We start from the raw sequence: 22,730 nt of genomic DNA on the forward strand, positions 1-22,730 counted from the left end.
CATGACGTTGTTTTCTAAAGAAACCACAATCAGAAAGCGTGCATTCACACTTTCGGAATGAAATACTCTGTAACACCTGTAAATAGCACAGATAGCCAAAAAAATCTTAAGCAGTCTTATCGGGAAAAAGTTGCTATTATGCCGCCCATCATTCTGTGCATTTATCTTAGTTCAACGAGGACGATCTATGGATCAAGCAGGAATCATTCGTGACCTTCTTAGCTGGTTAGAAACCCATTTAGACCAGCCCTTGTCACTCGACAATGTCGCAGCCAAGGCCGGCTATTCCAAGTGGCACCTGCAGCGCATGTTTAAAGACGTCACGAATAATGCCATTGGTGCTTATATTCGTGCCCGCCGCCTGTCGAAAGCGGCTGTCGCTTTGCGTCTCACCAGTCGCCCGATATTAGATATCGCCCTTCAGTACCGTTTTGACTCCCAACAAACGTTTACCCGGGCTTTCAAAAAACAATTCGCACAAACGCCGGCATTGTATCGTCGTGCTGAAGACTGGCATTCGTTTGGTATTTGTCCGCCTATCCGACTGGGTGCATTCATTCTGCCGCAACCCGAGTATGTCTCATTACCAGAACAGCATCTGATAGGCATGACGCAAAGCTATTCATGTACGCTGGAGCAAATCACCACGTACCGCAACGAGATGCGTCGTCACTTCTGGCGTCAATACATTGGGGAAGCGAAAACGCTGCCGCCAATTCTTTATGGCCTGCACCATTCACGTCCAAGCCAGGAGAAAGATGACGAGCAGGAAGTATTGTACACGACAGCGCTGGAAGCTCAGCACCTGCCGGAAAACGTTGAAGGTCAGCCTATTGTGTTGCAGCACGGTGAATATGCCATGTTCCACTACAATGGCACGCCGGAACGTTTGCAGGAATTTATTCTGACGTTGTACAGCACCTGTCTGCCAACATTGAAACTGACCCGCAGAAAGGGACAGGATATCGAACGCTTTTACACGAATGGCCATGCTCCCGGCACTGCGCCAACCGAAATACAGTGTGATTACCTGATCCCAATCCGCCGCTAACGCCTTCTGGCGTTAGCGTTGCAACTCGTCTAACGCGGGCAGATCAAGATGTGAGACATCGCCCGCCGTTTCCACAATCCAGCCATTTGCCAGCCAGGCGCTTTGCTGGTGATCAACACGCGACAGCGAACAGTTACGCAGGCGCAGACGGCGTTCCGCATACGCAGGCAAGCCGAGGATCGTACTGATCAGACAGCCCAGCGCAATACCGTGGCTGACCAGCAGCGGCTTGCTTCCCGCCGGTAAATCCAGACAGCTGTCGAGCGCGGCACGCATACGCACGGCCAGTTCAGTCATCGTTTCACCTTCGGGGATGCGCCCTTTGGGTGAACCATCAACCATCTGCTTACGCCATATTTCTTCCTGCTCCGTCAGACCATCCAGAATACGTTCTTCCAGCACGCCCATGTGCAGTTCGCGCAAACGTGGCTCATTGATCACTTCACACCCGCAGGCATCAGCGATAATCTGCGCCGTGTGGCGGGTACGTCCTAAATCACTGGTGATAACGTGAGTGATCCCTTCTTTACGCACGCGCTCAGCAACCTGACGGGCCTGGTAAAGACCTTTAGCCGTCAGCGGGCTGTCTGACTGCCCCTGAATACGGCGGGCGGCGTTCCATTCTGTTTCGCCATGACGGACGAGATATACCTGTAACATGAGTGTTTTCCGTTATACTGCGTGAAATTTGCTAAAGGATGCTAAAACTCTATGTATCATGTTGTCGCTGCAACCACTAACCCGGCAAAAATCAAAGCTATCGCCATGGCTTTTGAAGACATTTTCGGCGCTGAGGCATTTCGCATTGAAGGCGTTGATGTCGACAGTGGTGTTCCAAATCAACCTATTGGCAGTAATGAAACCCGTACCGGGGCACGCCATCGTGTAATCGGTGCGCGTCAGGTTCGTCCCGAAGCAGACTTCTGGGTCGGCGTGGAAGCGGGTATCGAAGACAATATGACATTCGCCTGGATGGTGATTGAGAATATGCACCAGCGCGGCGAATCACGTTCAGCCAGTTTAATGTTACCTGAAATCATTTTACAGGGGATCAACCAGGGCAGTGAATTGGGGGATGAAATGGAAAAACTGACGGGTATCGCAGAGGTGAAGCGTAAAGGCGGCGCCATCGGCATTTTTACCGCCGGGAAACTGAACCGCACCAGCGTTTATCATCAGGCACTGGTGCTGGCTTTAGCGCCTTTTCATAACCCGGTTTATCAAACCCGCGCCCAGACCCATTAAAATTTCAGACTGAAACGGGCACTTCATTCGCCCGTTTTGTCTGCCAGCAGTTGCCCGCTCAACCAATCCTTTAGCGCTGCCGGAGCCGTTTTCAGGCCATTAGATCCCCGGGTTATCGTAGCGATACCGGCACCCAGCTGGCTTTTCAGTTCGCGCTGACTCATCTCTCCCCGCATCAGCTCCTGAATAATGCGTACCCGCGTTCCCAGCGCCGCACGTTCGTCGGGCGTCAGAAGCAGTTGCAGCAGATCCTGATGCAGATTTTCAGCAAAAGATTGCTGTAGCAGTGCCAGAAAGCACTGCCAGTCCTCATTGCCTTGTTGGGAAAGAGCAGGGTCAGTGATGGGTCGTTGATTCATGATTGGGCTGCCATACTATTAAACTAGTACAGCAGCTTATCATAAACGATACGGGATCAGTAACGCCTCTGCCATTCGGCATCCGTCAAAATCTTGGCCGGTTGATGTAAAAAATAGCGATAAAATGCATCATATGCCAACACATTTTTAACATATCGGCGAGTTTCGGAGAAAGGGATACTCTCAATGAACGCGACCGAATCTACCCTGCCCGCGCTATTGCCCAGCCAGGTATTCACACGGGAAGGCCCGGCGTTGTAAGCAGCGCTGGATAAAATACGGTTGCGGCCAAACATCTGATAGACATATTCCAGATAGCTGGTACCGATGGTGATGTTCATTTGCGGGTCCAGCAGTTGCGCCGGATTGCTATAGCCCTGCAAACCAAACATATCCACGGTATGCTGCGCTGTCGCAGGCATCACCTGCATCAGACCAGAGGCTCCTACCGGCGAACGGGCTTTCGGGTTCCACGCGCTTTCCTGACGGGCAATCGCCATCGCGTAGCTTTGCGTGATGCCTTTGTCATTGGTCGCACGGCGGAATTCATCCGGCCAGGCCAGCGGGAAACGTTCTTCGAGATAATCCCAAAGCTTGCCGGTAATGGTCGCCTGCACGCTGAGATCGGGCCATTTCTGCTCGAAAGCGTAACGCGCCAGTGCCGACTGCTGAGATTCAGAACGACTGCTGACCAGATAGCTCCATTCAGTGCGTGCAAGATTGTCCATCTGCCAGTACATCAGTTCACGAACGCGGGCGACTTCCGGCAATTTCGCAATACTGGCATCAGGCTTCGCAGCCACAGAAATTTGCATCGGATAAGCGACATTCAGCTTTTGCGCGGCGGCCATCGGATAGAATCCACGCCCTTTCATTAATGTGCGCAGCATCGCTTCACCTTGTGAGCGCTGACCGTTGTCGATCATCACTGACGCACGCCAGTACTGCCATTCATCTTCCTGCAGGGCATCCGAAGGTAAACGATCCAGCCACTGTCTCAGTCCCTGACGATCACCGGCGGCCAGCGCCATACGAATCCGACGCTCCACCAGCGTGGTGGAATGGCTGCGCAGAATAACGTTATCGCGCCATGCCGCCTGTTCCGGTGTGGCGTCGCTGCCCATATAGCGCCAGGCGACCGCTTCTTCCAGATCCAGACGTTCGCTGTCGCTCATCTTCTGCAGACGCACGAGAACGGGGATCATCGAACGGGCATTTTCCGCATCATCACGGGCGATACGCGCAAACGTAATGCTGGTGGCATTGCGGGTAAAATCAGTCGGCCCGACACTGCGCGCAAAGCTTTCAATGGTATTCGGGTTATTTTGTAAATCCAGCAGCGCATCGCGCATGGTCTGGTAATCCGGCGGTAACTGCTTCGCCAGAAAGTTCACCAGATTCGTATTGCCGGTTTTCATCGCCAGGCCGATGCGTTGCAGCGTAGTCAATGCAGTCTGATTGCCTGCGCCCTGCCAGACGGAGAACAGCTTGTCGCAGGTATTCGGCAGTGACGTGCCGGTCAGCCAGATATCTTTCGCGCCATCAAACGCGGTTTTCTGATCGCCTGTCGCCCATTTGGCGTAATAGTAGTTGCAACGTGCAGCGACCGGTTTCGGCGGCTGCGGGCTGAAAGAGAGCAAACTGTTCCAGTCCTGACGACGCGCCAGCTCATTCACAAAGCGGGCCGGGAGGGAACGCGCAGGCGGCAATGTCGGGTTGGCTTTAATAAAGGCATTCACCTGCGCGGGCGTGGCATCGCCCAGTTCCTGCGTCAGTTGCCGGTATTCCAGATAAGGGTAAAGCGGATAATCTTCCAGCGTGGGCATCAGCTGACTGACGACGTCCAACTGATTGTTATCCCACGCCTGTTTAATCTGCATATAGTGCTGGCGTTGCGAGTCCAGCGAGTCAGCTTTCGCCACGCCCGATACTGTTACCAGCAACACGCTCATTGCCAGAGAGTGCCATTTGTCCACCTTGACCATACTTACCTTTATCCTCACGGGTTGTGCCGAAACTGTTTTGCATTCTGTAGACAGCCACTACGCTAATCGATTCATTTTTAAAATTGAAGCGATGTGCGGACAGCATCACAAACTTTACACAGTGTGGTGCAAGCGACGGACAGTTACCAGACAGCGGCAGATCTATTTTCTGTCACAGAACGTGGCGGCGGGAATAATTTCTCAGAATTCAATATCCGCAATTAATTAGCGGGTATTGCCCGGTAAAACGCCAATAGATAGCACCCTTACCATTTCTACCAAAATAACCACGCTGACAAAACTGAGATTTACTTACTTCAATTTACTTAGATATTTAATTCCTAAACAAACCCTAAATGAAGTGTAATTAATACCGAAATTCCCAAAGGACTTATCCATCTGTTTTTAAAGCAATTTATCTATTAATGCTGATACAAAAAAAGTATTTATTGGCTCAGATCAAATTTATTCACAGATAATTAATTATGATCACACCCTATTGTAAAATTGATTTTTTGATATTCACTATTTCGCCGTCAGGATTGAAATATTAATAGCAGCGCAGTTCATGGCTTATGGAAAAGTATATGACTCACTCAACTTCATCTGTAAAAACGAATGCCAGCCCCTCTTCTTCTGTCGCGACAGAAAACAAAAACTGGTATCAGATTAGTGGTAACGACGCCATGCAGCGTCTGGGAACTGGCGAGAATGGCCTGACCCGGCACGATGCCAGCGAGCGTCTGAAAGAATATGGCCCGAACGCCTTACCGGAAAAAGCCGCCAAAAGCGCCCTGATGCGTTTTCTGGCGCACTTCAATGATGTCCTGATTTATATCCTGCTCGCGGCTGCCATCGTGACCGGTGCCATGGGACACTGGGTGGACACGCTGGTGATTTTGGGCGTGGCCGTCATCAATGCGCTGATCGGTTTTTTGCAGGAAAACAGCGCTGAGAAATCGCTGAAAAGCATTCAGAATATGCTGTCAAGTCAGGCAGTTGTCATGCGTGACGGACAGATACAAACCATCAATGCCGACCAGCTGGTGCCCGGTGATATCGTGCAGTTGCGCCCGGGAGATAAAATCCCGGCGGACTTGCGCATTGTCAGCGCGCATAACCTGCAGGTCGAAGAAGCCATTCTGACCGGTGAATCCACCGTGGTGGTGAAAAACGCACAGGTCATTGACGATGAAGTCATGATCGGCGACCGCCACAACCTGCTGTTCTCCGGCACCATGATCAGTGGCGGCACCGCAACCGGTGTGGTTTATGCCACAGGTAAAGACACCGAACTGGGTCACATCAACCAGATGATGTCGTCGATTACGCCGCAGCGCACCCCGCTGTTGCAGCAAATCGACAAACTGGGCAAAGGCATTTTCGCCCTGATTCTGCTGATGATGGCGTTCCTGTTTGTCTTCGCCTTTATCCTGCGCGATATGCCATTGGGCGAACTGTTGTTGTCGCTGATTAGCCTGGCCGTGGCTTCGGTTCCCGAAGGTTTACCGGCGATTATCTCGATTATTCTCTCCCTTGGCGTGCAGTCGATGGCGCGTAATCACGCCATTATCCGCAAGCTGCCGACAGTCGAAACACTCGGCTCCATGACGGTTATCTGCTCGGATAAAACCGGCACGCTGACCATGAATGAAATGACCGTGAAAGCCGTCATTCTGGCAGACCGCGTTTATCAGGTTGAAGGCGAAAGCTATCAGCCTAAAGGCCGGATTGTTGACGCACAAACCCGGCAACAGATTGATGTCACTCATACACCGGTGCTCAATACCTTCATCACTGCAGTTGATTTATGCAACGACAGCCAACTGATGCAGGACGATAAAGGCCACTGGGGCATTACCGGCGGGCCGACTTCCGGCGCACTGAAAGTACTGGCGGCGAAATCAAACCTGAATACCGGCAAAGTCGAGCCGCTGGATAAAATCCCGTTCGATTCCAAACACAAATACATGTCGACGCTGCAACGCATCAACGGCAAAACCCGGTTGTTCGTGACCGGCGCACCGGACGTACTGTTCTCTTTAGCCTCGTTTGAACTGACCGAAAACGGCGTGCAGTCTTTCCGCCGGGAATACTGGGAAGAAGAGATGGCGCGCTATGCCCGTCAGGGTCTGCGCATGGTCGCTGCGGCATTGAAAGATGAGCCGGAAATCGGTGGCGACCTGAACCATAGCGATCTGCAACAGGATCTGATTTTTGTCGGTATCGCTGGCATGATGGATCCCCCTCGCCCGGAAGCCATTGATGCGATTGCCCAGTGTCAGCAGGCTGGGATCCGCGTGAAGATGATCACCGGCGACCATCAGGAAACCGCGATGGCCATCGGCAAAATGTTAGGGATTGGCAACAGCAGTGATTCCATCACCGGTTACCAGCTCGAGCATATGGATGATGCAGAACTGGCCGCTGCCGCCAGCCAGTATGATATTTTCGCCCGTACCAGTCCCGAGCATAAATTACGGCTGGTAAAAGCGTTACAGGATACCGGTGAAGTGGTCGGAATGACCGGTGACGGTGTCAACGATGCGCCCGCGTTGAAACAGGCTGACGTCGGTATCGCGATGGGGATCAAAGGCACCGAAGTTACCAAAGAAGCCGCTGACATGGTGCTGACCGATGACAACTTCGCGACCATCGCCAGCGCGGTCAGGGAAGGTCGTCGCGTTTACGACAACCTGAAGAAAACCATTCTGTTTATTCTGCCGACTAACCTCGCGCAGGGACTGCTGATTATCCTGGCCATTCTGGCCGGGGCAGTCATCCCGCTGACGCCGGTTCAGATCTTGTGGATGAACATGGCAACGTCGACCACGCTGTCCTTCGGTCTGGCCTTTGAGCCGGGTGAGAAAGGCATGATGAGGCGCCGTCCGCGCGCGCCGGGTCAGCACGTCCTCGACCTGCATGCTGTCTGGCGTATCGCCTTCGTGGGTATTCTGATTGCCTGCAGTGCCTTTGTGCTGGAAGCCTGGATGCAACCGCGTGGTTACAGCAGCGATTTGATCCGTACCGTGCTGTTACAGACGCTGGTCACCGCGCAGTGGGTGTATATGTTTAACTGCCGCGTAATGGACCGTTTCCCGCTGACGCGCGAAGTGTTCGTCAACAAAGGGTTATGGATTGTTTCCGGTGTCTTGCTGCTCCTGCAACTGGCGTTGATTTATCTGCCAGTCATGAACCAGTTGTTTGGCACCGTGCCGATGCCACTGAAATTCTGGGGGATCACGCTGGTGGTTGGCGCGATGATCTTCGTGATCGTCGAAATCGAGAAATGGCTGGTTAACCGCTTCATCCGCAAGAAAGTCTGACGATTTATGCTTATGCCGGGTTACCTTGTGTAACCTGGCTTTTTCACATAAAAAACGTCACAATTCTGAAACTTTAGTCTTTTCCCCGCTCAATTCGTCTCAAAGATCTCACAAAACGTCCCAAAGCCCATTCTGCTGATTTACATCAATTCTTTACCGCCTTATTACTCTCTCCAGGGGCATCCCTTCTCACAGCAATGTTAGTTTTGCCAGCGTCCGGCAACTTTTACGGGAATGCCCCATCGCTATACGATCAGTTTTATAAAAACGAGCTCTCTGGCTGTACCGCAGTCAAACAAAGGCCAACAAACAGGTAACACACAATGTCATCGCTCATTGTAGATAAGTGCTATTACACACAGCTGGCATTGCATTCGCTATTGCAATTAAACGGACAACATCCGAAAGATATTCTTTCGCTTAAGGACATCGACGAACTGCAAGCGACATGCAATTCCCTGACGCCTGAAATCATCTTCGTGAATGAAGATTGCTTTACGTCTGATGCGCAATCAGGTCACGTTCTGCGGGAGGTGATCGACGCGCATCCCGGTACGCTTTTTTTTGTTTTCATTTCCAAGGAAAACCTGAATTATCAGAACTATGTGCCGATCCGTAAAAACATCATTATTTTGTCAAAATCCATCCGGACAGCCACTATTTATCAGTTGATTGCCCATAACCTGCTGCTGGCGCGCTCGGCAGAAACGGAACAACCGCTGGATCTCACGCCGGTCAGCCTGAGCCGGACTGAATCCAGTATTCTGAAAATGTGGATGTCGGGGCTGAACACGCAAATCATTTCTCAGCACCTGAATATCAAGCAAAAAACGGTGGCGTCACACAAAGGCAATATCAAGCGCAAAGTAAAAACTCAGAATAAACAGGCTATTTATCATGTTGTTAAACTCACCGATATTCTGACATCCGGGATGTTTGTCGGGCGTACTCAGCCACTGCGCCCGGACCGCGAAACGGATGAATTCACCATTCCGTTCGGCTGATTTCTCCGCCACCTGCCGCCCGCCAGCAACATTCTTGCCTTACTGTGAACCTGATGGTTGGGAACCCGACTGAAACACGCTAAACTTCGCAGTCGGAACCCTTATCAGTCATGCCGCAATCAGGCGGGGCTGGCTTTAATTTGCCGCAGCGCCTGCCCTTCGCAGACAGCGCGCGGCCCGCAGAGAAAGAGGCTCAAAACAACGTGGCTCAATACGTATATTCCATGCATCGCCTCGGCAAAGTTGTTCCGCCGAAGCGTCATATTCTTAAGAACATCTCCCTGAGTTTCTTCCCTGGCGCCAAAATCGGTGTTCTGGGTCTGAACGGTTCAGGTAAATCCACGCTGCTGCGCATCATGGCCGGTATCGATACTGACATCGAAGGTGAAGCACGTCCGCAGCCAGATCTGAAAATCGGTTATCTGCCGCAGGAACCGCAACTGAACATGGAACACACCGTGCGTGAGTCCGTGGAAGAAGCCGTTTCTGAAGTCGTTGGCGCGTTAAAACGTCTCGATGAAGTGTATGCGCTGTACGCCGAACCGGACGCTGATTTCGACAAACTGGCGGCCGAACAGGGCAAGCTGGAAGAAATCATTCAGGCACATGATGGCCATAACCTGAACAGCCAGCTCGAACGTGCCGCCGATGCACTGCGTCTGCCGGACTGGGATGCGAAAGTGGCAAACCTGTCCGGTGGTGAACGCCGCCGTGTGGCACTTTGCCGCCTGCTGCTCGAAAAGCCGGACATGCTGCTGCTCGACGAACCGACCAACCACCTGGATGCCGAATCCGTGGCATGGCTGGAACGCTTCCTGCATGACTTCGAAGGCACCGTTGTGGCGATTACCCATGACCGTTACTTCCTCGATAACGTGGCAGGCTGGATCCTGGAACTTGACCGCGGTGAAGGTATTCCGTGGGAAGGTAACTACTCCACCTGGCTGGAACAAAAAGATGCACGTCTGGCGCAGGAAGCGTCTTCTGAAGCGGCCCGTCGTAAGTCTATTGAGAAAGAGCTGGAGTGGGTTCGTCAGGGCGCGAAAGGCCGTCAGTCTAAAGGCAAGGCACGTCTGGCACGCTTTGAAGAGCTGAACAACACCGAATACCAGAAACGTAACGAAACCAACGAACTGTTCATTCCACCGGGTCCGCGCCTGGGCGACAAAGTTGTCGACGTGAAAAACCTGAGCAAGTCTTACGGTGATCGCGTTCTGATCGACGACCTGTCCTTCTCCGTCCCGAAAGGCGCAATCGTCGGCATTATCGGCCCGAATGGTGCCGGTAAATCCACGCTGTTCCGTATGATGTCAGGTCAGGAAGAAGCGAACGGCGGCACCATCGAGCTGGGTGACACCGTGAAACTGGCCTCTGTGGATCAGTTCCGTGATTCCATGGATAACAGCAAAACCGTATGGGAAGAAGTGTCCGGTGGTCAGGACATCATGCGCATCGGCACCACTGAAATGCCAAGCCGCGCCTATGTGGGCCGCTTCAACTTCAAAGGTGTTGATCAGGGCAAACGCGTTGGCGAGTTGTCCGGTGGTGAACGTGGCCGTCTGCATCTGGCAAAACTGCTGCAGGTTGGCGGTAACATGTTGCTGCTCGATGAACCGACCAATGACCTCGACATCGAAACCCTGCGCGCGCTGGAAAACGCCTTGCTGGAGTTCCCTGGCTGCGCGATGGTCATTTCCCATGACCGCTGGTTCCTCGACCGTATCGCGACGCACATCCTCGATTATCAGGATGAAGGTAAAGTCGAATTCTTCGAAGGTAACTTCACCGAATACGAAGAATACAAAAAACGTACTTTAGGTGCCGAAGCGTTAGAGCCGAAGCGCATCAAGTACAAAAAGATGATCAAGTAATCGTCTTTCGCCTGAATATAAGGCCCGGAAACGGGCCTTTTTTATGCCTTCAATTCACTGAAATCTAGCCTGCCAGCGCCTCGCTGTAACTCTTCGCAAAGCCATATTCTTCCAGCATAAACTCAATAAAACAGGCCAGTGCCGGAGAATTCAGTTTTCGTCCCGGATAGACCAGATACAGATCATTCCCTTCCGCTTCCCATTCCGGTAACACGCGCACCAGTGTGCCTTTCGCCACTTCGTCATGGCATAAAAATGCCGGTAACAGCGTGATACCTGCGCCTGCCAGCGCGCATTCCCGCGCATACAACAAATTGTCGGTGGTATGCGCCGCAGGCAGCAGCCAGCGGTGCCAGGTGTCGCCGCGATGTAGCACCCATTCCGACCACGCCCGGTGCGCGATACAGTGATGCGACGCCAGTTGCTGCGGCGAATCCAGCGACGGATGCTGCGCCAGATACGCCGGTGAAGCCAGCAGGTAACGCGGGCTGTGCCCCAGTTCGCGGCCAATCAGCGAGGAATCCTGTGGTTTACCCGTACGCAGCGCGATATCAAACCCTTCCTGCACCAGATCGACCAGCGCATCGGAAACGGAGACTTCCAGCGACACATCGGGATAACGCTTCTGAAACTCAACGTTCATGCGCGCCAGCAACGTCGCGCCGAGACCCGCCGGACTGGTGATCCGCAGCCGTCCGCTCGGGTTATCGCGTAAACGGCGGATCGCCAGTTCTGCCCGTTCGCTGGCCTGCATCATCTCCTGACAGTGGATCAGGTAGCGTTCACCGGCGAACGTCAGATTAAGCTGTCGCGTCGTGCGGTTCAGCAACCGCAGGCCGACGGATTTCTCCAGCTGGCTGATGCGATGACTGACACTCGATTTGGGCAATCCTGCGCGGCTTGCGGCCTGTGTGAAGCTGCCACACTCCGCCACCAGCGCAAACAATGCCATATCCTGCAACTGTTTAAACATGATTGTTCACCTCAGACGAACACTTTGTTAGTTATTGTCCATCTTATCAGCTTCCCGCCGGAGGACTAGACTGTCTGTATACCTAACGGAGAGAGAGAACATGACAATCAAAGCTATTGCCGTAAACCCGAAAGATCCGGCCCATTTTATTGCTGTTGAATTGCCACAACCCGTCGCGAAGGATTACGACCTGCTGGTGGAAGTGAAAGCCGTGTCGATCAATCCGGTCGATACCAAAGTGCATAAAGGCGTGCAGAAAAGCGGTCTGGACGCGCCAAAAGTGCTGGGCTGGGATGCCAGCGGCATCGTCAAATCCGTCGGCAGCGCAGTGAAAAACTTCAAAGCCGGTGATGAAGTCTGGTACGCCGGGGATATCACCCGCTCCGGCAGCAACGCGACAGAACAACTGATCGACTCACGTATTGTGTCCGTCAAACCGCAAAGCCTGAACTGGGCTGAAGCCGCTGCCATGCCGCTAACCACGCTGACCGCCTGGGAAGCACTGTTCGAGCACCTGAAAATCCAGGACGCGTCTGCCGATAAAACCCTGCTGATCATCGGCGGGGCCGGTGGCGTGGGATCACTGGCGATCCCGTTCGCGTCACTGCGCAGCAAAGTGAAAGTTATTGCCACCGCTTCGCGTCCGGAATCCGCACAATGGTGTCTGGATCGCGGTGCGGATCTGACCGTGAACTATAAAGATCTGAAAGGTGAACTGGCCAAACACGACATCAGACAGGTGGATTTCATTCTGTGCCTGAATGACACCGACGGTCACTGGGAAGCGATCTCTGATCTGATCGCACCGATGGGCCACATCTGTACCATCGTTGAAAATGAACATCCGCTGGATATGAATAAACTGAAGCTGAAAAGTGCCGCACTGCACTGGGAACTGATGTACACCCGCAGCATGTTTACCACACCGGATATTGCCGAACAGGGCGAAATTCTTAAGCAGGTCGCGGCGCTGGTTGATGAAGGCAAAGTACAAACCACACTGAGTGAAACCCTTTCTGGCCTGACAGTGGAAAGCATCGAAGCCGCCCACGCCAAAGTGCTCGACGGCCATATGCAAGGTAAAGTCGTCGTCGCCTTCTAAGCACGATGCCGCTTTAAAAGAAAAGCCCCGTCACTTTCATGGCGGGGCTTTTTCATTCACGTATGTCCCCTATTCGCCATCGTCTACTTTTTGCCATTTGGCATCGGGGTCAAACGCCGTGATCGCTTTTGCCGCAGCGTCCGTATGCTCGCCTAAATCCTGCTGATATACCTCGCCCTGCTGATTGATCATAAAACTGGTCACGCCGGTATGGCCGTAAACCGCCGGCCAGGCGATCAGCGCAAAACCTTTGGTCATCTTGCCATTTTCGATGTAACTGTACGCTCCGCCGCTGGCGTTTGCGCCCTGCGCGGTGAGGATGCGGTAAAAGTAGCCGTGATAATCCGATCCCGGCTGATCATTGCCAAAGGCCGGACCTAACGGGCTGGGCGCTTCGCCCTGTTTCACCGGCCAGTACAGGCCGTCATGCTGGCCTTCCGTGCTGATAAAGCGCTGAGCATATTGCCCGGCAATCTGCTGATATTCGTGCTGCGCATCGGCGTAAGCGGAAACCGCCTGAATGGCGGAAAGCTCATTGCGGCCGATAGCACGGGTTTCGATTTCGGCAGCACCGGCGGCCATATCAAATGACCAGCCCTGCGCCGTGTGTTTCATCGGGATCGGCAACTGCCAGTTTTCCGGCCCGACATTCAGGTGTGCGGTGTCGCCGTGTTCTGCGATTTTATGGCTGATATGCCAGTCACGCAGAAAACGCGCCACCTCGTCCGGATCCACCTCTTTTGGCGGCAGATACACCTGCCAGTTATTCCCGAGAAGCTTTTGCATAGACGCATCATCGTGCGCTTCAATGGCTTTTACCAGTGCCTGCGCGGCAAGTTCCGGGGTGGTGAACATCTGCTGTGCGAAACCGGTTAAAGGCAGCAACATCAGACCTGTGGAAATTAAAAAATTACGCAATCTCTTCATGACTTTTCCTCGTCAGTCTAGCGACGGTGCAAATGAGCTGGCTCTGTATTGGCAGGGCGTGACTGCTGGAAGTTCCGCATATGCTCGCGGCTCTGATTACCCCGCGATTGCTGCTGTTGCCACGACGGCCCGCGGCTGGAGTTACCGCTGAATGCCGTGCTGCGTGATGCATTAAGATTCTGCCGCTGATGCTGGTTGATTTGCTGTACTGGCTGGCGCTTAGCATTGTGTTGAGACAGTGGCTGGTGCTGCGGCACCTGACGACTGGCCGGATTATGCATACCGGTACTGGCTGCCGGTGCTGAATGCGGCAGGTTTCGCTGCTGGGTATGCGCCTGCTGCAGCGTATTCTGATGCTGATTCATCACCGATGCCGCCTGTTGACGGCGCTGATCCAGATTTTGATTCTGCACACCGCCGTTGTTACGCCCGACCGCGTTGTTGTCGAAACCACGATAGTTATTACGCTGCGCCGCCTTGCTCAGCACCTGGTTTTGTGTCGCACCGTTCAGGTTTGCGCCGTGATTTGGCAGCCCTGCGTTGTAGGTCGGATTGTGCTGCCAGCCCGTGGTATTCGCATTTCCAGCAGGGTTGATCCCATTATTGTTGCCCGAGATACGGTTGTAGTTGTTGACGTTCACGTTGACATAATTGTTCTGCGAACCACCGTGATGATCATAATCATCGTGATGATGATCATCATCGTCCCAGTCAATACTACCGAAAATGGCATAAGTCGCTGCCACACCGACACCAAACCCGATGCCCGACGCCACACCGTTAACAAACTGCTGTCCCGGAGGAGGTGGCAGATACACCGGCGGATAGGCTGGTGTCGGCCATGCGCCATACACCACATTCGGGTTGTAGCTCGGTACGTAAACAACCTGAGGATCCGCTGGCTCAATCACGATGGTTTGCTGCGCAGGCGCACTTTTCACCACTGTGGTTGAGCTGCTTTGTGCCGCCGGTTTGGGTTTGACTGTCACGGTCTGCTGCGGCGTGCTTTTCAGTGCCCCGCTGCTTTGTGCCACCTGACGGAATTTCTGCACGGTATTCATCACGTCGTCCGGTTGTGCCAGAAACGCGTTACCCAGATTCTGCACCCATGCCGGATCTTCTCCCATCAGCGCCAGCAATTGCGGGAAAGCCACCAGCGACTTCACACTCGGATCCCACGGCTCATTCGCCACCTGAGCGACGGCAGCGTCGCCCTGGTTTTGCGGATGGTCGCGTGACCATTGTACTGCCTGAATCACGTTAGTGGGATAAGTCGATGCCATGAGTACCTGTGAAAGCAGGCTGTCAGGATAAAGCGCAACAGGAGCCACCCACTGGTCGAGCTGAGCTTGTGTAAATGCCGCAGGTGCAACGGGTGCAGGAACCGGGGCTGCTGGCGGAGGAACGGCGGCTGATGCAGGCGGAGGCGCAGTCTGCGCCGTGGTTTCGGCCTGACTGCTGACCGGAAGCCAGCCTTGTATAAACATCACACTGGCCAGAGCAAATGCCCCTGCGCCGCACAATACTGCGATACCCCAGGGCTTGAATGATAAATTCATTCGGATCACCTTAGAAAGCCTCAGCGGGAATGAGAGGCAGATTGAATGAGTATAATCGGATAAATAAAACTCAACGACCGCCACTGTATTTTTATTTCATGTCAGGGATTTACACATAAAATGCGCAATAAAAAGCCTTAAAAAAAGCACACACACAATCCAATGAATAATAAGGATATTTAATTTTACAGCGTTACAAACTGAATTAATAAAATGACCAGAAAAGATAGTCAGATCAATTAATTAATAATTGTGAGAGATAAATAATATATAAAATATTCATAGTGTGAATAATAAAAAAGCGCGTATTCCGAAGAACACACGCTTTCTTATTGCTGCTTGTTGATCAGCTCACAGGCGGCTCATTCAGCCGGCTGGTATCTGCTGCCAGCATATTCTGCACCAGCTCCACACATTCGAGAAAACGCTGGTCATAATCCGATGATTCAACGTGAACATAATCGACGTTGTTCTGTTTCAGCATGTCGATCAGCAGGTTCTGGAAAGACATCCGGTCAGACGTACTGCCCAGACTGCGCAGGCCATCAGCGACCCACGGTGTATTGTTTTCAAGCAAGATAACCAGATCAAACCGGTATTCATCCATCAGCGCCTGCACGAACGGATGCTCACGCCCTTCATATTTTTTGCAGAAGGCCTGCGTGGTCAGAAAATCGGTATCAATAAACGCCACTTTATTGGCATATTTCACCGCGAAATCAATGTACTGCGCCTGACCGAGCGCGATTTTATCGTAATCTGAATATTGCAGCGCCATTTCGTCGCCACCAAGATGCGAGAAAACATAATCGCGGCCATATTCCCAGGCGCTGGTAGTGTTGAAGATATTGGCTAACTTGTTGACCAGCGTGGATTTTCCGCTGGATTCGCCACCTAAAATCGCCACGGTACGCACGAAGAACGGCTTCACTTCTGTCGGAATATAATCCCAGTAACGGAACGGATCCTGACGGATCTGGCGGCCACTGATATTCATAAAGGAACGTTTCGGGTCGATCAGCACCGTTTCAATCCCCAGATGTTCACGGTACTGCGGCGCATCAGCTTCTTCGCTGGAATAAATGGTATTGGGTTCAATGCCTTTCTGGCTCATGAACTCTTTAATGCCACGTCCCCAGACATCCCAGCCGTGCGGATACGGCTCCATCCCCTCTTCGTTAAAGGCATGAATGCGGATGTTTTTCTGGTATTTGAAGGTCTGTAATAACCAGCGCAGGCGGTCGCTGACCGTGGGCTGCTGAGACATCGAACTGTTCTCAAACAGCTCGCGATCACGCGGCTCGTCATAGCCCATGATGATATGCAGTTCATCAACCTGACTGCAGGCGCGCTGGATCAGATAGATATGGCCGGTGTGCAGCGGATAAAACTTACCGAACACCACGCCGATATTCTTCTCGCGACGGGGAAACTCAAGATCCAGGAAGCGGTGCAACGCCTCGAGCTTTTGGGCGCTGGGACTTTTTATCTTTGCATTCAACAACTGGCTGAGATAACCCTTGGTCATCCCGCTGGCTTCGGCCACCTGTTGCAGCGTGCGTCCCTGTTGTTTTATCGCGGTTTTTAGATAGTCGAACTGTGACATGCCTTGTCCTCAGGTTTTTTTTACTAAACAAAAAATAGCACAAAGGCACTGAGCTGCGACAGCGGTTAACCGTTACAAATCGTCGAGGATCGCCAGCGCATCAGCCAGTTTTTTGACGCCAAACACCTGCATACCGGCGGGCACTTTTTTTGGCACGTTGGCGTGCGGCACAATGGCGCGTTTAAAACCGTGCTTCGCCGCTTCGGTGATCCGCTCCTGACCGCTCGGTACCGGGCGAATTTCCCCCGCCAGCCCGACTTCGCCGAACACCACTAAATCCTGCGGCAGCGGACGGTCACGCAGGCTGGACACCAGCGACATCAGCAGCGCCAGGTCAGCACTGGTTTCGGTGACTTTCACGCCGCCGACCACGTTAACAAACACATCCTGATCCGCCATCTGCAAGCCGCCATGACGGTGCAGCACGGCCAGTAATATCGCCAGACGATTTTGCTCAAGACCGACCGCCACACGACGCGGATTGCCCATCATCGACTGATCGACCAGCGCCTGAACCTCAACCAGCAACGGACGCGTCCCTTCCCACAACACCATCACGGAACTGCCGGAGGTGATTTCATCGCCACGGCTGAGGAAAATCGCCGACGGATTGCTGACTTCACGCAATCCCTGCTCGGTCATGGCAAATACGCCTAGTTCGTTCACGGCACCAAAACGGTTTTTGTGGCTGCGCAGCGTACGGAAACGCGAATCAGCATCGCCGTCGAGCAGCACGGAACAGTCGATACAGTGCTCGAGCACTTTCGGCCCCGCCAGTGAACCGTCTTTAGTGACATGGCCGACCATGACGATCGCCACGCCGCGCGTTTTAGCGAAACGGGTGAGGTAAGCCGCCGTTTCACGCACCTGCGCAACCGTCCCCGGCGACGACTGGATATCCGCCATGTGCATCACCTGAATGGAGTCGATCACCATCAGTTTCGGCTGTTCTTTATCCGCTATTTCGCAAATTTGCTCGATGCTGGTTTCCGACAACATATTCATGTTAGCCGTCGGCAGACCCAGACGGTGTGCACGCATCGCCACCTGCTGCAAAGATTCTTCCCCGGTGACGTACAGGGTTTTCATGTTTTCGCTGAGATGACACAGAATTTGCAGCAGCAGCGTACTTTTACCTGCGCCGGGGTTACCACCAATCAGAATCGCACTGCCCGGCACTACGCCGCCGCCTAATACACGGTCAAACTCTTTAAAACCGGTGCTGAAACGCGGAAGTTCATCAAGGCTGATATCAGAAAGTTTCTGTACGCGGCTGACGCCCGCATCACCGGCGTAACCGGTGAGACGTTCATTACGCGCTACAGTCGGAGAAGCGGCCAAACGGATTTCAGTAATGCTGTTCCAGGCCTGACAGGCACTACACTGCCCTTGCCAGCGCGGATAGTCTGCGCCACATTCATTACACACAAATGCACGTTTTGCTGCTTTTGCCACAACTTACCTCTTTGTATTGATTAAGACTGACTACCACTTAAAATGCAGAGAACGCCAAGAAGATCGGCATGACGGATGCATACTGCGGCCTGTTCGTAGACTTTCGGTTTGGCGTGATAAGCAATGCCCATGCCCGCTACCGCCATCATTTTCAGGTCATTCGCGCCGTCACCGATAGCGACGGTTTGCTCATGGGAAATACCCAGTTTTTCCGCCAGTTTCAGCAGGGTATCTGCTTTATATTGCGCATCGACGATTGGCCCGATCACACGGCCAGTCAGTTTACCTTCACGGATTTCCAGCTCGTTCGCGGCCACGTCGACCAGATTCAGCTGATCACGCAGGTATTCGGCATAATACGTAAAACCACCGGAAGCAATCGCCACATGCCAGCCCGCTTCCTGCAGACGCTGAACCATGACGGTCAGGCCCGGCATCAGCGGCAGGGTTTCACGCACCTGCTGGAGAATGCTGGCATCCGCATCTTTCAGTGTCGCGACGCGCTGACGCAGACTCGCGGCGAAATCCAGCTCGCCGCGCATGGCGCGTTCAGTGACTTCAGCCACCTGCTCACCGACGCCAGCCAGTTTGGCAATTTCATCGATGCATTCAATCTCAATCGCGGTAGAATCCATGTCCATAACCAGCAGACCCGGTGCACGCAGATACGGCACTTTCCCCAGCTGAGCAACATCAAATTCAAAGGATTCGGCGAGAAGCTGTACATCAGCGGTAAGTGAACCGGCCAGACGCACAACTTGATAACCTTCGACTGCCCAGGCGCTCACAATCACCAAAGCGCGGCCTAACCGGCGCTGGAACAGCGTAATACTCTTCTTATCGAGTTTTCTTCCATAAAGGAGCCATCCGGTATGCCCCGCCCGGTAATCCAGCGGCATGACTTCGTCACCGCTCAGTGAAAGGGGAAGTCCCGGCCATTTGTGGATCTCCGCAGGAAGATCGCAATAGGTCAGACTGTTTGGCATGATGGCTCCTGTAGGGCGTTATGGCATTAAGAAAAACAAATATCACGATTTACCCAAAATCATTCAGTTGACTCAAGGCAGCAACTGAACGCACCTCCGGGAACTGACACGGGCCAGTGACCGGTATAAATGAAAGCAGCAGCTTGAAGGATGCCGGGTAAAAACTGGCATCAAGCTACCTTATCGTAGCGGCTTCTGGCAACATAAAGTCATCGAAATACGCAAGGAAACAGAATGGCCAAGGCCAAACTTAAATTTCGCCTGCACAGAGCAGCTATCGTATTGATAAGTCTGGCATTATTAGTCATCCTGATGCAAGGCGCATCCTATTTCAGTCTGGGACACCAACTGGCCCGTTCAACGCAGGTGGAACAGCTTGCTCAGACGCTCGCCAGACAGGTGGCGTTTTCCCTCGCGCCACTGATGGACAGCGACAATGATGGCGCTGATATCGCACAAATTTCCACTATTTTGAGTCAGCTTACCGATAGCAGTCGCATTCTTGACGCCAGTGTTTATGAGTCCGACGGTTCTCTGGTGGCGCATGCCGGTGAACAGGTGCCGGTTCGCGACCGTTTGTCGCTGGATGGCAAACGTGCGGGCAGCTACTTCAATCATCAGATTGTGGTGCCGATCGAAGATAAAAACGGTCCGAGCGGATTTTTACGCATTACGCTGGATACGCACGTGCTGGCGACAGAATCCAAACAGGTGGATAACACCACCAACCTGCTGCGTCTGATGATGCTCGCCGCGCTGGGCGTCGGTATTATTCTGGCCCGCACCCTGTTGCAAGGCCGCCGTTCGCGCTGGCAGCAATCTCCGTTCCTGCTGACCGCCAGCAAGCCGGTGAAAGAAGATGATGAACAGGAAGAAGAGCCGGATGAATTCGGCCCGCCGCCGGTGCTGAACATTCCCGAGCCGGAATCTGAGGTCGCGCCGGCAAAACCTGCCACCGAAGCGCAAACGAAAGAAGCCGCACAAGCCGCTTACCGCAGCCTGAAACGCAGCAGGCCGAAGTGATTCAGGCCAGTCGCTGAATAATTGATGTTAACCCTTCCACCTGCGCCAGCATTCCGCTGGCCAGTTGGCGGAATTCAGGACTGATTGCCATATCGCTTTCTACCTTCCGCCAGAACTCACTCGCCCAATCCTGTGCATTCAACCACTTTTCTTTAGACACTAAAGGGTCGGGCGTTAAGGGTAAGGTTTCACGACGCATGGTACCGGCGTTGGTCGGTGCAAAAGCCATCGGCAGCATGTCATACACAGGCGATATCGAAAGAGCCTGCTTTAAAGGGTCAATGGCAGGATCGATAAATGACAGATTTCCCTGGTGCATATCGCTGTTGGCGATCAGTTTTCCGAAGGCATAAATCTGCTCAATTTTGTCGACTGTAGCGGCTGTAATGACCTTGCTTTGGCGTAACCGCTGCGCGGTCAAAAACCAGTTGCTGTTTCCTCCGCCAAACTCAGCAGAGACGGCCTCAAGGGAAACCAGCCCGCGACGCCCGCGCTCACCTGTCCGGTCAAATCTTTCGACCTCAAGGAAAACCTCGCCCTTTCTGCCGGTAAAAATTTCGGCTGTTGCCGCCGGAATGCCGGCCTCCTGCAAAACGCTTAACGCATGAGCTTCAGAGCGCAGTAAATCGCCCCAGCGGGAGGCGTTTTCATTGACAGCCGGAGGCGAAAATTTAACTAGAACCTGAGAGGCGTCCCGGCCTGCATGTTCTGCATAGCAGCTGAATTTAGGCTGCTCGCCTCCCGCAGATGATCCGACTTCCTCCCCTGCCAGACTTCTCTGTGCCAGCCGTTCATACACCTGAATTTTGTCTTCACGGGGAACGGGAATATCTTCAGGTTTATGAAACCATCGTTGATAGGCCATTTCTCCAATGACAAAATTCCCGACCGTTTCATCCCCCGCTCTTGCGAGAGCCACCAGCGTCTGAGATTCGGTCCACCTTTTAATGTCATCCGGAAAATGCAGGGCAGCGTTAATATCACGTCCCCACGCCCGACCTAAAAAACCCTGAGGCCGCATATCGGTGATAAACCACGGCAGACCGTCGTAAATCAGCGACTGGCCGCTGACAACTTCCACTGCACAACTTTCACCCGGCCAGATGGAATATAGCGTCCCGACCTTTTCGGCATTTCCTGCCTCATTAATTTGGTAAAGCGGGAAGCTCCATTGGCCTTCCAGCGGACGCGGCAGAATATAACGGGTCGAGCGGCTTTGCCCGATTTTGACGATCTCAGGAATTTTAGTCAGCCGCCTTGAGAGCGTTGACTGGGTGATGTGCAGTTGCTCCGTGATCTCTTTTGCCGTCAGACTGCCCTGACGCAGTAAATCTACAAGTTCAGACATGAGCGGCTCAGTGATGAATAGGAAAATGCATAGCTAATAGCATAGATAAAAAATTAAAATAAATCGATATATCCTAAAGATATAAATTTGAATACGCAAAAAAACACGAAAAAACGCATAGCAAAACGGGCGCCATCCGGCGCCCGTTTTAGTGACTGCAATATTTGCAGAATTTATTCTTTGTCGCCCAGCAGAACGGATTCCAGCGCGATTTCGATCATGTCGTTGAAGGTCGTCTGACGTTCAGCGGCAGTGGTTTGTTCGTGCGTACGGATATGGTCGGAAACGGTACAGATGGTCAGTGCTTTCGCGCCGAATTCTGCGGCCACGCCGTAGATACCGGCGGCTTCCATTTCCACACCCAGAATGCCGTATTTTTCCATCACGTCGAACATTTGCGGGTCCGGCGTGTAGAACAGGTCAGCGGAGAAGATATTGCCTACGCGCGCGTTGATGCCTTTGGCTTTCGCCGCGTCAGCCGCGTTGCGCACCATGTCGTAATCAGCGATAGCCGCGTAATCGTGGTCTTTGAAACGCATGCGGTTCACTTTGGAATCGGTACAGGCACCCATGCCGATCACGATGTCGCGCAGTTTGATGTCGGCACGCACAGCACCACAAGAACCCACGCGGATGATTTTTTTCACGCCGAATTCAGTGATCAGCTCTTTGGCATAAATTGAGCAGGAAGGAATGCCCATGCCGTGGCCCATCACGGAGATTTTGCGGCCTTTGTAAGTGCCGGTGAAACCCAACATGCCACGCACGTCGTTCACCTGCTTAACATCCTGAAGGAAAGTTTCCGCGATGTGCTTGGCGCGCAGCGGATCGCCTGGCATCAGCACGACGTCAGCGAAGTCGCCCATTTCAGCATTAATGTGTGGAGTTGCCATCTTCTTATTCCTTAATC

Annotated in this window: 18 protein-coding genes; 7 read left to right on the forward strand and 11 right to left on the reverse strand. The window is 53.0% G+C overall.

Annotated elements, in window-relative coordinates; translation table 11 throughout:
- Positions 1-187 precede the first annotated feature (187 nt).
- A complete protein-coding gene (gene robA, locus AACU55_RS20275) occupies positions 188-1,051 on the forward strand; it encodes an MDR efflux pump AcrAB transcriptional activator RobA (RefSeq protein ID WP_013577081.1) in 864 nt (287 codons plus the stop codon).
- 12 nt (positions 1,052-1,063) lie between these two features.
- Here robA and gpmB read toward each other — a convergent pair whose 3' ends face one another.
- The gene (gene gpmB / locus AACU55_RS20280) at positions 1,064-1,711 is read right to left on the reverse strand and encodes a 2,3-diphosphoglycerate-dependent phosphoglycerate mutase GpmB (RefSeq protein WP_013577082.1); all 648 of its coding nucleotides are present in this window, start codon (positions 1,709-1,711) and stop codon (positions 1,064-1,066) included.
- Positions 1,712-1,762: 51 nt separating this feature from the next.
- On the opposite strand from gpmB, the gene yjjX reads away from it, so the two are divergent.
- Positions 1,763-2,296 carry an inosine/xanthosine triphosphatase gene (gene yjjX / locus AACU55_RS20285; RefSeq protein ID WP_013577083.1) on the forward strand — a complete coding sequence of 178 codons (534 nt, stop codon included), beginning with the start codon at positions 1,763-1,765 and terminating at the stop codon, positions 2,294-2,296.
- A 23-nt stretch (positions 2,297-2,319) separates the two neighbouring features.
- Here yjjX and trpR read toward each other — a convergent pair whose 3' ends face one another.
- Entirely contained in the window at positions 2,320-2,655 is a 336-nt protein-coding gene (gene trpR / locus AACU55_RS20290) for a trp operon repressor (RefSeq protein ID WP_013577084.1), read from the reverse strand.
- Between the two features lie 56 nt (positions 2,656-2,711).
- Positions 2,712-4,631: a murein transglycosylase gene (gene sltY, locus AACU55_RS20295; RefSeq protein WP_205960131.1), complete on the reverse strand. Its 1,920-nt coding sequence runs from the start codon at positions 4,629-4,631 to the stop codon at positions 2,712-2,714.
- Between the two features lie 596 nt (positions 4,632-5,227).
- Between sltY and AACU55_RS20300 the strand changes: the two genes are divergently transcribed.
- The 3 genes from AACU55_RS20300 (at position 5,228) to ettA (ending at position 10,841) form a co-directional block, all read left to right on the forward strand.
- Complete coding sequence (locus AACU55_RS20300; RefSeq protein ID WP_134705990.1) at positions 5,228-7,966, forward strand: cation-transporting P-type ATPase; 2,739 nt, start codon at positions 5,228-5,230, stop codon at positions 7,964-7,966.
- 323 nt (positions 7,967-8,289) lie between these two features.
- Entirely contained in the window at positions 8,290-8,970 is a 681-nt protein-coding gene (gene rcsA / locus AACU55_RS20305; RefSeq protein ID WP_037033474.1) for a transcriptional regulator RcsA, read from the forward strand.
- 203 nt (positions 8,971-9,173) lie between these two features.
- On the forward strand, positions 9,174-10,841 hold the full coding sequence (ettA, locus tag AACU55_RS20310) for an energy-dependent translational throttle protein EttA (RefSeq protein ID WP_015690481.1): 1,668 nt from the start codon (positions 9,174-9,176) through the stop codon (positions 10,839-10,841).
- Between the two features lie 64 nt (positions 10,842-10,905).
- Here ettA and AACU55_RS20315 read toward each other — a convergent pair whose 3' ends face one another.
- A complete protein-coding gene (locus AACU55_RS20315; RefSeq protein WP_013577089.1) occupies positions 10,906-11,814 on the reverse strand; it encodes a LysR family transcriptional regulator in 909 nt (302 codons plus the stop codon).
- A 100-nt stretch (positions 11,815-11,914) separates the two neighbouring features.
- Between AACU55_RS20315 and AACU55_RS20320 the strand changes: the two genes are divergently transcribed.
- Positions 11,915-12,916 carry a zinc-binding alcohol dehydrogenase family protein gene (locus AACU55_RS20320; protein ID WP_037033476.1) on the forward strand — a complete coding sequence of 334 codons (1,002 nt, stop codon included), beginning with the start codon at positions 11,915-11,917 and terminating at the stop codon, positions 12,914-12,916.
- A gap of 69 nt (positions 12,917-12,985) precedes the next feature.
- Here the strand turns inward: AACU55_RS20320 and AACU55_RS20325 are convergent, their stop codons facing one another.
- The 5 genes from AACU55_RS20325 to serB form a co-directional block, all read right to left on the reverse strand.
- Positions 12,986-13,843 carry a DUF2950 domain-containing protein gene (locus tag AACU55_RS20325; RefSeq protein ID WP_134705991.1) on the reverse strand — a complete coding sequence of 286 codons (858 nt, stop codon included), beginning with the start codon at positions 13,841-13,843 and terminating at the stop codon, positions 12,986-12,988.
- A gap of 17 nt (positions 13,844-13,860) precedes the next feature.
- Entirely contained in the window at positions 13,861-15,402 is a 1,542-nt protein-coding gene (locus AACU55_RS20330; protein ID WP_134705992.1) for a DUF3300 domain-containing protein, read from the reverse strand.
- Between the two features lie 346 nt (positions 15,403-15,748).
- Complete coding sequence (nadR, locus tag AACU55_RS20335; protein WP_013577093.1) at positions 15,749-17,008, reverse strand: multifunctional transcriptional regulator/nicotinamide-nucleotide adenylyltransferase/ribosylnicotinamide kinase NadR; 1,260 nt, start codon at positions 17,006-17,008, stop codon at positions 15,749-15,751.
- 72 nt (positions 17,009-17,080) lie between these two features.
- Positions 17,081-18,463, reverse strand: coding sequence for a DNA repair protein RadA (gene radA / locus AACU55_RS20340; RefSeq protein WP_013577094.1), 1,383 nt, complete (start codon positions 18,461-18,463; stop codon positions 17,081-17,083).
- Between the two features lie 20 nt (positions 18,464-18,483).
- Entirely contained in the window at positions 18,484-19,449 is a 966-nt protein-coding gene (gene serB / locus AACU55_RS20345) for a phosphoserine phosphatase (protein ID WP_037033481.1), read from the reverse strand.
- 234 nt (positions 19,450-19,683) lie between these two features.
- Here serB and AACU55_RS20350 point away from each other — a divergent pair, with 234 nt between their 5' ends.
- Positions 19,684-20,472: a YtjB family periplasmic protein gene (locus AACU55_RS20350; protein ID WP_013577096.1), complete on the forward strand. Its 789-nt coding sequence runs from the start codon at positions 19,684-19,686 to the stop codon at positions 20,470-20,472.
- Between the two features lies 1 nt (position 20,473).
- On the opposite strand, the gene yjjJ is transcribed toward AACU55_RS20350, so the two are convergent.
- Both yjjJ and deoD read right to left on the reverse strand, forming a co-directional pair.
- Positions 20,474-21,820, reverse strand: a complete 1,347-nt coding sequence (gene yjjJ / locus AACU55_RS20355) for a type II toxin-antitoxin system HipA family toxin YjjJ (RefSeq protein WP_134705993.1) — start codon at positions 21,818-21,820, stop codon at positions 20,474-20,476.
- Between the two features lie 173 nt (positions 21,821-21,993).
- Positions 21,994-22,713 (reverse strand): purine-nucleoside phosphorylase, encoded by a 720-nt coding sequence (gene deoD / locus AACU55_RS20360; RefSeq protein WP_013577098.1) that lies wholly within the window; start codon positions 22,711-22,713, stop codon positions 21,994-21,996.
- Between the last annotated feature and the right edge of the window lie 17 nt (positions 22,714-22,730).

Source organism: Rahnella sp. CJA17(1/100) (genome assembly GCF_963881615.1).
Taxonomy (GTDB): domain Bacteria; phylum Pseudomonadota; class Gammaproteobacteria; order Enterobacterales; family Enterobacteriaceae; genus Rahnella; species Rahnella aceris.

Excerpts from the sequence above, each read along its gene's own strand:
- deoD (WP_013577098.1), bottom strand. The coding sequence starts at position 22,713 with ATGGCAACTCCACACATTAATGCTGAAATGGGCGACTTCGCTGACGTC.
- AACU55_RS20300 (WP_134705990.1), top strand. The coding sequence starts at position 5,228 with ATGACTCACTCAACTTCATCTGTAAAAACGAATGCCAGCCCCTCTTCT.
- yjjJ (WP_134705993.1), bottom strand. The coding sequence starts at position 21,820 with ATGTCTGAACTTGTAGATTTACTGCGTCAGGGCAGTCTGACGGCAAAA.
- yjjX (WP_013577083.1), top strand. The coding sequence starts at position 1,763 with ATGTATCATGTTGTCGCTGCAACCACTAACCCGGCAAAAATCAAAGCT.
- AACU55_RS20315 (WP_013577089.1), bottom strand. The coding sequence starts at position 11,814 with ATGTTTAAACAGTTGCAGGATATGGCATTGTTTGCGCTGGTGGCGGAG.
- robA (WP_013577081.1), top strand. The coding sequence starts at position 188 with ATGGATCAAGCAGGAATCATTCGTGACCTTCTTAGCTGGTTAGAAACC.
- AACU55_RS20330 (WP_134705992.1), bottom strand. The coding sequence starts at position 15,402 with ATGAATTTATCATTCAAGCCCTGGGGTATCGCAGTATTGTGCGGCGCA.
- AACU55_RS20350 (WP_013577096.1), top strand. The coding sequence starts at position 19,684 with ATGGCCAAGGCCAAACTTAAATTTCGCCTGCACAGAGCAGCTATCGTA.
- nadR (WP_013577093.1), bottom strand. The coding sequence starts at position 17,008 with ATGTCACAGTTCGACTATCTAAAAACCGCGATAAAACAACAGGGACGC.
- AACU55_RS20320 (WP_037033476.1), top strand. The coding sequence starts at position 11,915 with ATGACAATCAAAGCTATTGCCGTAAACCCGAAAGATCCGGCCCATTTT.
- gpmB (WP_013577082.1), bottom strand. The coding sequence starts at position 1,711 with ATGTTACAGGTATATCTCGTCCGTCATGGCGAAACAGAATGGAACGCC.
- rcsA (WP_037033474.1), top strand. The coding sequence starts at position 8,290 with ATGTCATCGCTCATTGTAGATAAGTGCTATTACACACAGCTGGCATTG.
- serB (WP_037033481.1), bottom strand. The coding sequence starts at position 19,449 with ATGCCAAACAGTCTGACCTATTGCGATCTTCCTGCGGAGATCCACAAA.
- trpR (WP_013577084.1), bottom strand. The coding sequence starts at position 2,655 with ATGAATCAACGACCCATCACTGACCCTGCTCTTTCCCAACAAGGCAAT.
- AACU55_RS20325 (WP_134705991.1), bottom strand. The coding sequence starts at position 13,843 with ATGAAGAGATTGCGTAATTTTTTAATTTCCACAGGTCTGATGTTGCTG.